At 70.0% G+C, this 15,896-nt stretch carries 9 protein-coding genes; 2 read left to right on the forward strand and 7 right to left on the reverse strand.

What is annotated here, in order from left to right:
• Positions 1–95 precede the first annotated feature (95 nt).
• The 7 genes from fusA to rplJ form a co-directional block, all read right to left on the reverse strand.
• The gene (fusA, locus tag ACFQQL_RS15930) at positions 96–2,198 is read right to left on the reverse strand and encodes an elongation factor G (RefSeq protein ID WP_382396132.1); all 2,103 of its coding nucleotides are present in this window, start codon (positions 2,196–2,198) and stop codon (positions 96–98) included.
• 89 nt (positions 2,199–2,287) lie between these two features.
• Positions 2,288–2,758, reverse strand: coding sequence for a 30S ribosomal protein S7 (rpsG, locus tag ACFQQL_RS15935; protein ID WP_382396133.1), 471 nt, complete (start codon positions 2,756–2,758; stop codon positions 2,288–2,290).
• Positions 2,758–3,132: a 30S ribosomal protein S12 gene (gene rpsL / locus ACFQQL_RS15940; RefSeq protein ID WP_345215101.1), complete on the reverse strand. Its 375-nt coding sequence runs from the start codon at positions 3,130–3,132 to the stop codon at positions 2,758–2,760. The genes rpsG and rpsL overlap by 1 nt, the downstream gene beginning before the upstream one ends.
• A gap of 430 nt (positions 3,133–3,562) precedes the next feature.
• Positions 3,563–7,453: a DNA-directed RNA polymerase subunit beta' gene (locus tag ACFQQL_RS15945; RefSeq protein WP_382396134.1), complete on the reverse strand. Its 3,891-nt coding sequence runs from the start codon at positions 7,451–7,453 to the stop codon at positions 3,563–3,565.
• A 140-nt stretch (positions 7,454–7,593) separates the two neighbouring features.
• Positions 7,594–11,103, reverse strand: coding sequence for a DNA-directed RNA polymerase subunit beta (gene rpoB / locus ACFQQL_RS15950; RefSeq protein ID WP_382396135.1), 3,510 nt, complete (start codon positions 11,101–11,103; stop codon positions 7,594–7,596).
• 244 nt (positions 11,104–11,347) lie between these two features.
• Complete coding sequence (gene rplL, locus ACFQQL_RS15955) at positions 11,348–11,746, reverse strand: 50S ribosomal protein L7/L12 (RefSeq protein WP_382396136.1); 399 nt, start codon at positions 11,744–11,746, stop codon at positions 11,348–11,350.
• Positions 11,747–11,822: 76 nt separating this feature from the next.
• Positions 11,823–12,344: a 50S ribosomal protein L10 gene (rplJ, locus tag ACFQQL_RS15960; protein WP_382396137.1), complete on the reverse strand. Its 522-nt coding sequence runs from the start codon at positions 12,342–12,344 to the stop codon at positions 11,823–11,825.
• A 418-nt stretch (positions 12,345–12,762) separates the two neighbouring features.
• On the opposite strand from rplJ, the gene ACFQQL_RS15965 reads away from it, so the two are divergent.
• On the forward strand, positions 12,763–12,945 hold the full coding sequence (locus tag ACFQQL_RS15965) for a hypothetical protein (protein WP_382396138.1): 183 nt from the start codon (positions 12,763–12,765) through the stop codon (positions 12,943–12,945).
• Positions 12,946–13,027: 82 nt separating this feature from the next.
• Positions 13,028–15,838, forward strand: a complete 2,811-nt coding sequence (locus ACFQQL_RS15970; protein WP_382396139.1) for a helix-turn-helix transcriptional regulator — start codon at positions 13,028–13,030, stop codon at positions 15,836–15,838.
• Positions 15,839–15,896: the final 58 nt, after the last annotated feature.

Here is a 15,896-nt window from a genome sequence, read left to right on the forward strand (position 1 = left end):
GGTAGTTTCTCAGCTCTGGCAGGTGCTGGGCCCTGCCGGGGCGGAGTGATCCTACGGGTCGGGTTGTCGGTTTCTTGCAGGGTCGACCTGTGGGACTACTCGCCCCGGGTCTTCTTGATGATCTCCTCGGCGACGTTCCGAGGAACCTCCGCGTAGCTGTCGAACTGCATCGTGTACACCGCACGACCCTGGGTCCGGGACCGCAGGTCGCCGACGTAGCCGAACATCTCGGACAGCGGCACGAGTGCGCGAACGACCTTGACGCCGCTCGCGTCCTCCATCGACTGGATCATGCCACGGCGGGAGTTGAGGTCGCCGATGACGTCACCCATGTAGTCCTCGGGAGTACGCACCTCGACGTCCATCATCGGCTCGAGCAGTGCCGGGTCGGCCTTGCGGACGCCCTCCTTGAGCACCATCGAGCCGGCGATCTTGAAGGCCATCTCGGACGAGTCGACGTCGTGGTACGCGCCGTCGGTGAGGATGGCCTTGACGCCCACCATCGGGTAGCCCGCGAGGACACCGTTCTGGAGCGCGTCCTGGATGCCCGCGTCCACGCTCGGGATGTACTCGCGCGGGATGCGGCCACCGGTGATCTTGTTCTCGAACTCGTAGAGCTCGCCCTCGGCGGTGTCGAGGGGCTCGAAGGTGACCTGCACCTTCGCGAACTGGCCGGAACCACCGGTCTGCTTCTTGTGGGTGTACTCGACCTTCTCCACCGGCCGGCGGATGGTCTCCCGGTAGGCGACCATCGGCGCACCGACGTTCGCCTCGACCTTGAACTCGCGCTTCATGCGGTCCACGAGGATGTCGAGCTGGAGCTCGCCCATCCCGCCGATGACGGTCTGGCCGGTCTCCTCGTCCAGGCGGACGGTGAAGGTCGGGTCCTCCTCGGCCAGCTTCTGGATGGCCGTGCCCAGCTTCTCCTGGTCGCCCTTGGTCTTCGGCTCGATGGCCACGTGGATGACCGGGTCCGGGAACGTCATCGACTCGAGAATGATCGGCGAGTCCTGGGCGCAGAGGGTGTCACCGGTGGTGACGTCCTTGAGCCCGATGAACGCGTAGATGTGGCCCGCGTGGGCCTCCTCGACCGGGTTCTCCTTGTTCGAGTGCATCTGGAAGAGCTTCCCGATGCGCTCCTTCTTGCCCTTGGTCGAGTTCAGCACCTGTGCGCCCTGCGCCACCTTGCCGGAGTAGACCCGGACGTAGGTGAGCCGGCCGAAGAACGGGTGCGTGGCGACCTTGAAGGCGAGCGCGGAGAACGGCTCGGTCTCGTCGGCGTGCCGCTCGAGCGCCTCGTCCTCGTTCCCGACGGCGTGGCCCTGGACGGCCGGGACGTCGAGCGGGGAGGGGAGGTAGTCGATGACCGCGTCGAGCAGCGGCTGGACGCCCTTGTTCTTGAACGCGGAGCCGCAGAAGACCGGGTAGGCCTCGCCGGCGACGGCGAGGGCGCGCACGCCCTTCTTGATCTCCGCCTCGGTCAGCTCCTCGCCACCGAGGTACTTCTCGAGCAGCTCCTCGTCCGCCTCGGCCACCTTCTCCAGCAGCGCGGTGCGGTACTCATCGGCCTTGGCCTGCAGGTCGGCGGGGATGTCCTCGACCTCGTAGTCCTCACCGATCTTCACCTCGCCGCGCCAGGTCAGCGCCTTCATGCGGACCAGGTCGATGACGCCCTGGAAGTCGCTCTCGGCGCCGATCGGCAGCTGCATGACGAGCGGCTCCGCCTTGAGGCGGTCCTCGATCGTCCGGACGGTGAAGAAGAAGTCGGCGCCGAGCTTGTCCATCTTGTTGACGAAGCAGATGCGCGGGACCTCGTACTTGTCCGCCTGGCGCCACACGGTCTCCGACTGGGGCTCCACGCCCTCCTTGCCGTCGAACACGGCGACGGCGCCGTCGAGCACGCGCAGCGACCGCTCCACCTCGACGGTGAAGTCGACGTGACCCGGCGTGTCGATGATGTTGATCTGGTTGTTCTTCCAGAACGTCGTGGTCGCGGCGGAGGTGATGGTGATGCCGCGCTCCTGCTCCTGCGCCATCCAGTCCATCGTGGCGGCGCCGTCGTGGACCTCACCGATCTTGTAGTTGATCCCGGTGTAGAACAGGATCCGCTCGGTGGTCGTGGTCTTGCCGGCATCGATGTGCGCCATGATGCCGATGTTGCGGACCTTGGTCAGGTCGGTCAGCACGTCCAGTGCCACGTGAGGCTCTCTTCGCTCGTGTCGTCTATGAGGTCTGCCGCCGAGAATCGGTCGGCGATAACGGGTCGCTCAGCCGTCGCCTGCCTGGACTACCAGCGGTAGTGCGCGAAGGCGCGGTTGGACTCGGCCATCCGGTGGGTGTCCTCACGGCGCTTCACCGCGGCACCGAGGCCGTTGGAGGCGTCGAGGATCTCGTTCATGAGCCGCTCGGTCATGGTCTTCTCGCGACGCGTGCGGGCGTAGTCGACCAGCCAGCGCAGCGCCAGCGTGGTCTGCCGCACGGGCCGCACCTCCACCGGCACCTGGTACGTCGCGCCACCGACGCGGCGGGAGCGGACCTCGAGCGAGGGCCGGACGTTCTCCAGCGCGCGCTTGAGGACCACGGCCGGGTCGGACTGGGTCTTGTCACGCACGCCCTCGAGGGCGCCGTAGACGATCCGCTCGGCGGTCGACTTCTTGCCGTCCTGGAGCACGCGGTTGACCAGCTGGGTCACGACCGGCGAGCCGTAGACGGGGTCGACGACGAGGGGACGCTTGCGGACCGGGCCCTTGCGCGGCATTACTTCTTCTCCTTCTTCGCGCCGTAGCGGCTGCGAGCCTGCTGGCGGCCCCGGACACCCTGGGTGTCGAGCGCGCCGCGGACGATCTTGTACCGGACGCCCGGCAGGTCCTTCACACGACCGCCGCGCACGAGCACGATGGAGTGCTCCTGCAGGTTGTGACCGACGCCGGGGATGTAGGCGGTGACCTCGATGCCCGAGGACAGGCGCACACGAGCAACCTTCCGGAGTGCCGAGTTCGGCTTCTTCGGGGTGGTCGTGTAGACGCGGGTGCACACCCCGCGGCGCTGCGGGCTGCCCTTGAGGGCCGGCGTCTTGGACGCACCGGCCTTGACGCTACGGCCCTTGCGGACCAGCTGCTGAATGGTGGGCACTACATCTCCGTCTCGGGTCTTGTGTACTTCGTGTTGTGCGGGAAACCTGTGCTGCTTGCCCGGAGGTCGGACCCGCCGGGGCGGCGAGAACGACCGGCACTGCCCCCGCTGTCGGGCGTGTCGTCCAGCTGAGCGGCATTCTGCCCGGCACCGTGGAAGGTGGGCCCGCCGCCTGCTGCTGGCGTTGACGCCGGCGGCTCCGCCCAGCCACGCTGGTCACCCAGCGGCGTGAGAGGCGCACGCACGAGGGCCCGTGGTCGCGGGCACCGCCGACCAGCGTACTCTGCCGCGGAATCGCGCGTCAAAGGGCCGCTGGGCCTCGCGAGCGTGGCGTGCGCCACCCTCCCTGCGCAGGTCGGGCGGCAGCCGCGGGGCCGGGGAGCACGGTCGCGCACGACCCGCTCCCCGGCCCCGCCGGGACTGCCCTGCGTCAGCGGAACTCCAGCCCGTAGGTGTCCGACCCGAAGTCGAGGTCGTCCAGCAGGATCGACTCGTCCCGGCTCCCCGCCGGGGCGAAGTCGATGTCGCTGTAGCCCATGCGGCTGAACGCCTGCTGCTTGGCCTCCTCGGTGGGCTCGACCACCACGTCGCGGTACCGGGGCAGGCCGGTGCCGGCGGGGATGAGCTTTCCGAGGATGACGTTCTCCTTGAGCCCGAGCAGCGGGTCGCGCCGCGAGGACATGGCGGCCTCGGTGAGCACCTTGGTCGTCTCCTGGAAGGATGCCGCCGAGAGCCACGAGTCGGTGGCCAGCGACGCCTTGGTGATGCCCATGAGCTCGGGCCGGCCGGAGGCGGGGGTGCCGCCCTCGGAGACCACGCGGCGGTTCTCCTGCTCGAACCGGCTGCGCTCCATGAGCTCGCCGGGCAGCAGGCGGGAGTCGCCGGAGTCGAGCACCGTGACGCGCCGCAGCATCTGGCGGACGATGACCTCGATGTGCTTGTCGTGGATGTCCACGCCCTGCGAGCGGTAGACCTCCTGGACCTGCTCGACAAGGTGCTTCTGCGTGGCGCGAGGCCCGAGGATCCGCAGGACCTTCTTCGGGTCGACGGCACCCGCGATGAGCTGCTTGCCGACGGCGACGTGCTCGCCGTCCTCGACCAGCAGGCGGGCACGCTTGGTGACCGGGTACACCGCGTCGTCCTGACCGTCGTCACGGACGACGACGATCTTCCGGGCGCGCTCGGAGTCATCGATCTTGACCCGGCCCGCGGCCTCGGCGATCGGGGCCTCGCCCTTGGGGGTGCGGGCCTCGAACAGCTCCTGGACACGCGGCAGACCCTGGGTGATGTCCTCCGTGGAGACGGCACCACCGGTGTGGAAGGTCCGCATCGTCAGCTGCGTGCCCGGCTCACCGATGGACTGTGCGGCGATGATGCCGACGGCCTCGCCGATGTCCACCAGCTTGCCGGTGGCCAGCGAGCGGCCGTAGCACTTCGCGCACGTGCCGACGGCGGACTCGCAGGTGAGCACCGAGCGGATCTTGACCTCGGTGACCCCGCCGTCCACGAGCTTGGCGATGAGCACGTCACCGACGTCGGCGCCCGCCTCGGCGAGCACGTTGCCGTCCGCGTCCTTGACGTCCTGCGCGAGCGTCCGGGCGTAGACGCTGGTCTCGACCTCGTCGGTACGCACCAGGTTGCCCTGGGAGTCCGCCTCGGCGATCGGCAGGGTCAGGCCCATGCGGGTGCCGCAGTCCTCCTCGCGGACGATGACGTCCTGCGAGACGTCCACCAGACGCCGGGTGAGGTACCCGGAGTCGGCGGTCCGCAGCGCCGTGTCGGCCAGCCCCTTGCGGGCACCGTGCGTGGCGATGAAGTACTCCAGGACCGACAGGCCCTCGCGGTAGTTGGAGGTGATCGGCCGGGGCACGATCTCACCCTTCGGGTCCGCGACCAGACCACGCATACCGGCGATCTGGCGGACCTGCATCCAGTTACCACGGGCGCCGGAGGAGACCATCCGGAAGACGGTGTTCCGCTCCGGGAAGTTCTCGCGCATCGCGGTGTCGACGTCGTCCGTGGCACGGGTCCACAGGTCGATGAGCTCCTGACGGCGCTCGTCGTCCGTGATCAGACCCATGTCGTACTGCTCCTGGATCTTGGCCGCCTCGCCCTCGTACCGGTCGAGGATCTCGGTCTTCGCCTCGGGAGCCACGACGTCGGAGATCGCGATGGTCATGCCCGACCACGTCGCCCACCGGTAGCCGGCCTCCTTGAGCGCGTCGAGGCTGGCCCCGACGTCGACCTTCGGGTACCGCTCGGCCAGGTCGTTGACGATGGTGCCGAGCACCTTCTTGTCGGCGACGTAGTTGATGTACGGGTAGTCCGCCGGGAGCAGCTCGTTGAACAGCGCCCGACCGAACGTCGTCTCCAGCACCACGGGGGAGCCCTCGGTCCAGTCCTCGGGCGCGCTCCAGTCGGTCGGCGGGACGAGCTCCTCGAACCGGATCTTCACCGCGGCGTTGATGTCCAGCTCGCCGCGGTCGAACGCCATCTGCGCCTCGGCGGGCGAGGAGAACACGCGCCCCTCCCCCTCGGCACCCGACCGCTCGGCGGTCAGGTGGTGCAGGCCGACGATCATGTCCTGGGAGGGCATGGTCACCGGGCGGCCGTCCGACGGCTTGAGGATGTTGTTCGAGGACAGCATGAGGATGCGGGCCTCGGCCTGCGCCTCCGCGCTCAGCGGCAGGTGCACGGCCATCTGGTCGCCGTCGAAGTCCGCGTTGAAGGCGGCGCACACGAGCGGGTGCAGCTGGATGGCCTTGCCCTCGACGAGCTGCGGCTCGAACGCCTGGATGCCCAGGCGGTGCAGCGTCGGGGCGCGGTTGAGCAGCACCGGGTGCTCACGGATGACCTCGGAGAGCACGTCCCAGACCTGCGGCCGGGACCGCTCGACCATCCGCTTGGCCGCCTTGATGTTCTGCGCGTGGTTGAGGTCCACGAGCCGCTTCATGACGAAGGGCTTGAAGAGCTCGAGCGCCATCTGCTTGGGCAGGCCGCACTGGTGCAGCTTGAGCGTCGGGCCGACCACGATGACCGAACGGCCGGAGTAGTCGACGCGCTTGCCGAGCAGGTTCTGCCGGAACCGGCCCTGCTTGCCCTTGAGCATGTCGGAGATCGACTTCAGCGCACGGTTGCCCGGGCCGGTGACCGGACGCCCGCGGCGCCCGTTGTCGAACAGCGCGTCCACGGACTCCTGGAGCATCCGCTTCTCGTTGTTGACGATGATCTCCGGCGCGCCGAGGTCGAGCAGACGCTTGAGGCGGTTGTTCCGGTTGATGACCCGGCGGTACAGGTCGTTCAGGTCGCTCGTCGCGAACCGGCCACCGTCGAGCTGCACCATCGGGCGCAGGTCCGGCGGGATGACCGGGACGCAGTCCAGCACCATGCCCAGCGGCGCGTTGCCGGTGGTGAGGAACGCGTTGACGACCTTCAGACGCTTCAGGGCACGGGTCTTGCGCTGCCCGGTGCCGGTGGCGATGACCTCGCGCAGGGCCTCGGCCTCGCCCTCCAGGTCGAAGTTCTCCAGACGCTTCTGGATGGCCTCGGCCCCCATGGCGCCCTTGAAGTAGATGCCGTAGCGGGAGACGAGCTCGCGGTAGAGCAGCTCGTCACCCTCGAGGTCGCCGACGGTGAGGTTCTTGAACCGGTCCCAGACGCGCTCGAGCCGCTCGAGGTCCTGCTCGGACCGCTTGCGAAGCTGGGCCATCTCGCGCTCGGCGGACTTGCGCAGCTTGTCACGCGCGTCCGCCTTGGCGCCGGAGGCCTCGAGCTCGGCGAGGTCGGCCTCGAGCTTCTGCGCGCGCGCCTCGATGTCGACGTCGCGGCGCTGCTCGAGCTGCTTCTTCTCCGCGTCGATCTCGTTCTGGAGCGACGGCAGGTCCTCGTGCCGGCCCTCCTCGTCGACCTCCGTGATCATGTAGGCCGCGAAGTAGATGACCTTCTCGAGGTCCTTGGGCGCGAGGTTGAGCAGGTACCCCAGGCGCGAGGGCACGCCCTTGAAGTACCAGATGTGGGTGACGGGGGCGGCGAGCTCGATGTGGCCCATCCGCTCACGGCGGACCTTGGAGCGGGTGACCTCCACGCCGCAGCGCTCGCAGATGATGCCCTTGTAGCGCACGCGCTTGTACTTGCCGCAGGCGCACTCCCAGTCCCGGGTCGGGCCGAAGATCTGCTCGCCGAACAGGCCGTCCTTCTCCGGCTTCAGGGTGCGGTAGTTGATGGTCTCCGGCTTCTTGACCTCACCGTGCGACCACTCACGCACGTCGCCCGCGGTCGCGAGCGAGATGTGCAGCTGGTCGAAGACATTGACGTCGAGCAAGGGTTCCTACTTCCGATCGGTAGAACACCGTGTACAGCTTGTTGGTTGGATGGACTGCGAGGCTGCGGGGCCCGTTGTTCTCGGGGGCGCCGCCGACCGTGTCCGTGGCCGGCGACGCCGCTCCGACGCGCCCCGGCGCCCTACAGCTCGTCGACGCTGCTGGCGTCCGGACGGCGCGAGAGGTCGATGCCGAGCTCCTCGGCGGCCCGGTACACCTCGTCGTCGGCGTCCTTCAGCTCGATGGCGTTGCCCTCGGCGTCGAGCGCCTCGACGTTCAGGCACAGCGAGCGCATCTCCTGGATGAGCACCTTGAAGGACTCGGGGATGCCCGGCTCCGGGATGTTCTCGCCCTTGACGATGGCCTCGTAGACCTTCACGCGGCCGGTGACGTCGTCCGACTTGATGGTCAGCAGCTCCTGGAGGGCGTAGGCCGCTCCGTACGCCTCGAGGGCCCACACCTCCATCTCGCCGAACCGCTGGCCGCCGAACTGGGCCTTACCGCCCAGCGGCTGCTGCGTGATCATCGAGTACGGGCCGGTCGAGCGCGCGTGGATCTTGTCGTCGACCAGGTGGTGCAGCTTCAGGATGTACATGTAGCCGACCGAGATCGGGTCCGGGAACGGCTCGCCGGACCGGCCGTCGAACAGCCGGGCCTTGCCGTCCGTGCTCACCAGCCGCTCGCCGTCACGGCTCGGGTTGGTGTGCTCGAGCAGCCCCTGGATCTCCTCCTGGTGGATGCCGTCGAAGACGGGCGTGGCCACCGGGGTGCCGGGCTCGCCGACCAGGGCCTCCTTCGGGAGGGTCTTGGTCCACTCCTCCGCGGCCTTGGCGGCGGCGGAGACGTCCCAGCCCTGCGCGGCGATCCAGCCGAGGTGCAGCTCGAGCACCTGACCGACGTTCATGCGGCCGGGCACGCCGAGCGGGTTGAGGATGACGTCGACCGGGGTGCCGTCCGGCAGGAACGGCATGTCCTCGACCGGCAGGATCTTGGAGATGACGCCCTTGTTGCCGTGGCGGCCGGCGAGCTTGTCACCGTCCGTGATCTTGCGGCGCTGCGCGATGTAGACGCGGACCATCTGGTTCACGCCCGGGGGCAGCTCGTCACCCTCCTCCTCGGAGAACTCGCGGATGCCGATGACGATGCCGGACTCACCGTGCGGGACCTTCAGCGAGGTGTCGCGGACCTCACGGGCCTTCTCACCGAAGATGGCCCGCAGCAGCCGCTCCTCGGAGGTCAGCTCGGTCTCACCCTTCGGGGTGACCTTGCCGACGAGGATGTCGCCGGAGCTGACCTCGGCGCCGATGCGGATGATGCCGCGCTCGTCGAGGTCGGCCAGCACCTCCTCGGAGACGTTCGGGATGTCCCGGGTGATCTCCTCGGCGCCCAGCTTGGTCTCGCGGGCGTCGACCTCGTGCTCCTCGATGTGGATCGAGGTGAGGACGTCGTCCTGGACGAGGCGCTGGGAGAGGATGATCGCGTCCTCGAAGTTGTAGCCCTCCCAGGACATGAACGCGACGAGGAGGTTCCGGCCGAGCGCGAGCTCGCCCTCGTCCGTGGCGGGGCCGTCGGCCAGGACGGACCCGACCTCCACGCGCTGCCCCTCGTCGACCAGCACGCGCTGGTTGTAGGAGTTGCCCTGGTTGGACCGGCGGAACTTGGCGACCCGGTAGGTCTGGTTCGTGCCGTCGTCGCCCGCGACGTGGATCGTGTCCGCGGATACCTCGGTGACGACGCCGGGCTTCTCGGCCACGATGACGTCACCGGCGTCGACGGCGGCCCGCCGCTCCATCCCGGTGCCCACCAGCGGGGCCTCGCTGCGCAGCAGCGGCACGGCCTGCCGCTGCATGTTGGCACCCATGAGGGCGCGGTTGGCGTCGTCGTGCTCGAGGAACGGGATCATCGCGGTCGCGACCGACACCATCTGGCGGGCCGAGACGTCCATGAAGTCGATCTCGTCGACGGCGACCAGCGCGGGCTCGCCGCCGGTGAGGCGGCACAGCGCCTGGTCCTCGACGAACTTCCCCTTGTCGTCCAGCGGCGCGGAGGCCTGCGCGATGACGTGGCGGTCCTCGTCGTCGGCGGTGAGGTAGACGACCTCGTCGGTGACGCGGCCGTTCTTCACCACGCGGTACGGGGTCTCGACGAACCCGAAGGCGTTGATCCGGGCGAACGTCGCGAGCGAGCCGATGAGACCGATGTTCGGCCCCTCCGGGGTCTCGATCGGGCACATGCGGCCGTAGTGCGACGGGTGGACGTCACGCACCTCCATGCCGGCGCGGTCACGGGACAGACCGCCCGGGCCCAGCGCGGACAGACGCCGCTTGTGCGTCAGGCCGGCCAGCGGGTTGTTCTGGTCCATGAACTGCGACAGCTGCGAGGTGCCGAAGAACTCCTTGATCGAGGCCACCACGGGGCGGATGTTGATCAGGGTCTGCGGGGTGATCGCCTCGACGTCCTGGGTCGTCATCCGCTCGCGGACGACGCGCTCCATCCGGGACAGGCCGGTGCGGACCTGGTTCTGGATGAGCTCACCGACCGCACGGATACGGCGGTTGCCGAAGTGGTCGATGTCGTCCGTCTCGACGCGGATCTCGGTGGACTCGCCGTTCCGGGTGCCCGTGATCCCCTCCTCACCCTTGTGCAGGGCCAGGAGGTACTTGATCGTGGCGGTGACGTCCTCCAGGCGCAGGACGGACTCGCTCAGGTCGGTGGACAGGCCGAGCTTCTTGTTCAGCTTGTACCGGCCGACCTTCGCCAGGTCGTAGCGCTTGGGGTTGAAGTAGTAGTTCTCCAGCAGCGTGCGACCGGCCTCGACGGTCGGCGGCTCGCCCGGGCGAACCTTGCGGTAGATGTCGAGCAGGGCCTCGTCCTGGGTGTGGACGCTGTCCTTCTCGAGGGTCTCCAGCAGCACCGGGAAGTCGGCGAACTCGTCGCGGATCTCGCCCTCCGTCATGCCCAGGGCACGCAGGAACACGGTGACGGACTGCTTGCGCTTGCGGTCGATGCGCACACCGACGGCGTCGCGCTTGTCGATCTCGAACTCGAGCCAGGCGCCGCGGCTCGGGATGACCTTCGTGGTGAATACGTCCTTGTCCGACGTCTTGTCCGGGGTGCGCTCGAAGTACACACCCGGGGAGCGGACGAGCTGGGAGACGACGACGCGCTCGGTGCCGTTGATGATGAAGGTGCCGCGCTCGGTCATGAGCGGGAAGTCACCCATGAACACGGTCTGCGACTTGATCTCGCCGGTCGTGTAGTTGACGAACTCGGCGGTGACGAACAGCGGAGCGGCGTAGGTGAAGTCCTTCTCCTTGCACTCCTCCGGGGTGTACTTCGGCGGCTCGAAGCGGTGGTCGCGGAACGACAGCGACATGGACTGGCCGAAGTCCTCGATCGGGGAGATCTCGGCGAAGATCTCCTCCAGCCCGGACGTCGTGTTGATGTTGTTGTCGCCGCTGGCGGCTGCGGCCTCGACGCGCGCCCGCCAGGCGTCGGCACCGAGGAGCCAGTCGAAGCTCTCCGTCTGGAGGCTGAGGAGGTCTGGGGCCTGGAGCGGCTCCTGAATCTTGGCGAACGAGACGCGACGGGATGCCGTACGGTTCGCGATAGCGTCAGCAGTGGGTGCGGAAGAGGTGCGCGAGGCAGCCAAAGGGGGTCCTTCCCTGCGAGTGGGGTGCACGCTGCACTGATCGCCTGGGGACCAGCCGGGGCCCGGCCGGGGACGGGACGATCCTGAGGACAGGCAGAGTCAGCGCAAAGCGTCAGCATACCGGTTGGAGCGTGCCGAGTCCAACCGGTCGGGCAGCACGGACGAGGCCCGCACCACAGCGGTGCGGGCCTCGTCCGTCAGACGGGCACCGGTCCGGCCGGCGCGGCCGACGGACCGGTGGGAGTCACTTGAGGGTGACGGTGGCGCCGGCGCCCTCGAGGGCCTCCTTGGCCTTGTCGGCCGTCTCCTTGTTGGCGCCCTCCAGGACCGGCTTGGGCGCGCCGTCGACGAGGTCCTTGGCCTCCTTCAGGCCGAGGGAGGTCAGGGCGCGCACCTCCTTGATGACCTGGATCTTCTTGTCGCCGACGGACTCGAGGATGACGTCGAACTCGTCCTTCTCCTCCTCGGCCTCGGCGCCACCCTCGCCACCACCGGCGGCCGGGGCGGCGGCACCGGCAACGGCGACGGGGGCGGCAGCGGTGACCTCGAAGGTCTCCTCGAACTGCTTCACGAACTCGGAGAGCTCGACGAGGGTGAGCTCCTTGAAAGCGTCGATGAGCTCGTCGGTGGTGAGCTTCGCCATGGGGCGTTCCTTCCTGATCGTCCTGCTACGCGAGCAGAGGGTGTGGTGGTGTGCCGTGCCTGTCCGGGTGGCCGGGTCAGGCGGCGGCGGCCTGCTTCTCGCGCAGGGCCTCGACGGTGCGCGCAGCCTGGGTGAGCGGCGCGTTGAAGACGTAGGCGGCCTGGTACATCGCCGCCTTGAAGGCTCCGGCTGCCTTGCCCAGCAGCACGTCGCGGGACTCCAGCTCGGCAAGCTTGGTGACGTCCGCGGCGGAGAGCTTGCTGCCCTCCAGGACGCCGCCCTTGATGACGAGCTGGTTGTTCGCCTTGGCGAAGTCACGCAGCGACTTGGCCGCGTCGACGGGCTCGCCCGTCACGAACGCGATCGCGGTCGGTCCGGAGAGCTCGTCCGCGATGTCCTCGAGGCCGGCCTCCTTCGCCGCGATGGCGGCGAGCGTGTTCTTCACGACGGCGTAGCTGGCGTTACCGCCGAGCGAGCGGCGCAGCTCCATGAGCTGGGAGACGCTGAGCCCGCGGTACTCGGTGAGCATGACGGCGTTCGCCGCACGGAACTGCTCCGTGAGCTCGGCGACCGCAGCCGCCTTGTCAGGCCTCGCCATGGCCCTCCCTTCCGGTCGTGACGCGCGGTCGGTGGGCCCGGGAACGACAAGAGCCCCGCGCGCAGGCACGGGGCTCACAGAGACGTCCGGAGGGGCGTCGTCGAGCTCGTTCACCTGCGCAGGCTCCGCGATCGCGGACTTGGCCCCGTAGGACGGGAGACCGGCGGTCTTTGGCGAGGCACCACTCTATCCGCACGGCCCGTCCGGGACAACGCGTGCGCGTCCGCCACCGACGTGCCCTTCGCCACATCCCGCCCCGGGCAACGCGGAGGGGCCGCCCGGGCCGGCGGCAAGGTACCTCAGAGCACTCCCGGGCCCGAGACGCCCGCAGAAGATGCGGCAGATGCCCGATCCGTCCTCATACCTCAGGGCCCGAGTCTGGAATCACCAGCCAGGCACGAGCAGCACGGAGGACATCATGGACCCGAACCTGTACTTCGAGGTGTACCGCCAGCAGGAGGCCGAGCTCGAGCTCGAGCTGCGCCGCCGGCTCGACATGGACTCGCGGCCGCAGGACGTGGTCCGCCTGCGCGACAGGTTCCGCGCGTGGTGGGCGCCGATCCGGCGTCAGGGCGCCGCACCGGCTCGCGCGATTCCCTGAGCTCGCGGCACCGGCCGGGCGAGGTCGGCGCGTGGTCCGGCGGCGGGGCCGCGCGCCGGCCCCCGCCTGGCACGATGACGCCATGCAGCTGTCTCGTGCGGGTCTCGTGGGTCGCGGACCGGAGCTGACGGCGCTACGGGACTTGAGCGGGGCGGCGCTGGGTGGCGCCGGCGGCACGGTCGTCCTCGCGGGCGACGCCGGGATCGGGAAGACGCGGCTCGTCGAGGAGCTGCTCGCGGGCTACGGGGAGACGCCGGACGCACCGCTCGTCGTGCGTGGCCAGTGCGCGGCGTCCGGGGCCGGCCCGGTGCCCTACGCCGGGCTCGACGGGCTGCTGCGTGACGCCGTCGCCGGCCTCGGTCCCGAACGCACGCTCCGGGCGGCGGGTCCAGCGGCGGACGCGCTCGGGGTCCTCTCCCCCAGCCTGGTCGCCGTCCGCCCGGGTGTCGACACGGGCCGCGTCCCCGAGGCCCTGGTGGAGCTGTTCGTCTCGCTCGCCGCGGAGCACCCGCTGGTGGTGCTGCTCGAGGACCTGCACTGGTCCGACGACGTCACCCGCACCACGTTCTCGCGCCTGGCACGCACCGTGACCGGCCGGTCCCTGCTCGTGCTGGGCACGTACCGGACGGACGACGTCGACCGCCGGCACCCGCTGCGGACCACCCTCGCGGAGCTGGAGCGCGCGCGGCTCCTCGCCCGCGTCGACCTCGGCCGGCTGGCCGAGGACGAGGCCGCCGAGCTGGCGCGGTCGCTGGTCGGGCGCGATGCCATCGGGGTCGACCTGGAAGGTCTCGTCGAGCGGAGCGAGGGCGTGCCGTTCTACGTCGAGGAGCTGGCGTCCGCCGTCGGCGGGGCGATGCCCGACTCGCTGCGGGACCTGTTGCTGCTGCGGTACTCCCAGCTCTCCGCCGAGGCCCAGGAGTTCTGCCGCACCGTGGCCTCCGCCGGGCAGCACGCGTCCTACGACCTGCTGACCGTGGCGCTGGGTGCAGACCGGCTGGCGGAGACCGAGCCTGCCGCCCGGGAGGCCACCGAGGCCCAGGTGCTGCGGGCCGACGCGGACGGCTATCGCTTCCGGCACGCCCTCGTGCAGGAGGCGGTCGCCGCCGAGCTGCTTCCCGGGGAGCGACGGCGGCTCCACGCGGCCTACGCACAGGCCCTGGAGAGCGAGCCGCAGACGATCGCCGTGCTGGCGGAGATCGCGGACCACTGGTGGCACGCCCGGGTGCTGGACAGGGCGCTCGTCGCCGCGGTGTCGGGTCAGGCGGCGGCCGAGACGGACGCCGCGACGTCGACGGCGCTGACGCTCGGCGAGCGCGCACTGGACCTGTGGGAGGCGGTGCCGGACCCGGAACGGGTCGCGGGAATCACGCACGCCGAGCTGCTCCGCCGCGTGGCCCAGACGTCCCACAGCGCGGCCAGGTCCGACCGGGCGCTCACCCTGGCGCGGCAGGCCCTCCAGGAGTGGCCGGCCGACGACCGCAGCGGCCAAGCACACCTGCTCGGCCTGGTCAGCTGGTTCGCCTCACGCACGGGCGACACCGAGGCGAACGGCTATCTCGAGCGCGCGCTCGAGGTCATGCCCGAGACAGACCAGGCCGGCCGTGCCGAGCTGCTACTCCTCAAGGCCCGCAGCGCCATGCTCGCCGGCAGGAGCGCCGAGGCGGTCGAGGCCGCCACCACGGGGTACGAGGCGGCCGTGGCGGTCGGCGACACCGCGACGGCGTCGATGCTCGTCAACATGCGGGCGCTCAGCCGCATCAACGACGGCGACCTCGACGCCCGGCACGACCTCGAACGGGCGCGCGACCTCGCCGGGGACGCCTGGAGCGCCTTGAGCCGGTACTACACGAACGCGTCGGACACCTACCTGAAGCTGGGCGAGTTCCACCGCGCCCTCGAGCTGGCGGAGGAGGCCTCCGAGATGGCCCGACGCCGCGGTGCCGGGTGGGGGCCGCGGGCCATGCTCGAGGGCAACGCGGCCGAGGCGATGCTCGGCCTCGGGCGCTGGGACGAGGCGGACGCCTGGTACGAGCGGTCGGTGCCGCTGATCGCGCCGAGCACCTTCGCGGTCTTCGTGCACGAGCGCTGGACCTGGTTGACGTACTGGCGCGGGGACGTGGACCGCGCGCAGGCGATGGCCCGGTCGCACCGCCAGGGGTGGATGCAGCACGGCCGCAGCGAGATGCAGATCCGGTCGCGTTCGGCCACCACGCTCGCCGAGCTGGCCCTGGCCCGGGACGACCTCGACGACGCACTGACGATCGTCGCCGCGGTGACCGACCCTGAGCTTCTGGCCGGGCCGTACGTCCTGCCCGTGGCGGGCGTGGCGGCCAAGGTGCTCGCCCGCGCACGAACCACCGGCGGCGACGTCGACGTCGAGCCGTACCGGGCCGCGCTGGAGCGGACGGCACGGTGGCCGACCTACCCCGTGTGGGCGGCCCTCTTCGCGGCCGAGCTGGGCGAAGGGCCCTGGTCCGCGGTCGCCGACGCCGACGGTCCGGCGCACCTGCGGCCGTACGCGTTGCTCCGGGAGGGTCAGCGACGGCTGGACGACGGCGATCGCGCCGGCGCCCGAGATCTCCTGACCGCGGCGCTCGAGGCAGCGACGGCCATCGGGTGCGGCCTCGTGGCCCGGGAGGCGCAGAGCGTGCTCGCCGGTCTCGGCGGGAGCCAGCAACGCCGCGCCGACGCGGCCGGGCACGAGCTCACCGACCGCGAGCGTCAGGTGCTCGAGCTGGTGGCGGAGGGCTTGTCGAACGGGCAGATCGCCGAGCGGCTGTTCATCAGCCGGAAGACCGCGTCCGTCCACGTCTCGGCGATCCTGCGCAAGCTGGGTGTCTCCAGCCGCACCGAGGCGGCCGTGCTCGCACGCTCGGACCGGACCGGCTGAGCCCGCGCCAGCAGACTCCTCCCCGGACCGACGACGGCGGGCCGGCACCCCCCCCGTG

The organism is Georgenia alba (assembly GCF_042665525.1).
Lineage (GTDB): Bacteria > Actinomycetota > Actinomycetes > Actinomycetales > Actinomycetaceae > Allobogoriella > Allobogoriella alba.

Excerpts from the sequence above, each read along its gene's own strand:
- rpsG (WP_382396133.1), bottom strand. The coding sequence starts at position 2,758 with ATGCCGCGCAAGGGCCCGGTCCGCAAGCGTCCCCTCGTCGTCGACCCC.
- rplL (WP_382396136.1), bottom strand. The coding sequence starts at position 11,746 with ATGGCGAAGCTCACCACCGACGAGCTCATCGACGCTTTCAAGGAGCTC.
- rplJ (WP_382396137.1), bottom strand. The coding sequence starts at position 12,344 with ATGGCGAGGCCTGACAAGGCGGCTGCGGTCGCCGAGCTCACGGAGCAG.
- ACFQQL_RS15965 (WP_382396138.1), top strand. The coding sequence starts at position 12,763 with ATGGACCCGAACCTGTACTTCGAGGTGTACCGCCAGCAGGAGGCCGAG.
- ACFQQL_RS15970 (WP_382396139.1), top strand. The coding sequence starts at position 13,028 with ATGCAGCTGTCTCGTGCGGGTCTCGTGGGTCGCGGACCGGAGCTGACG.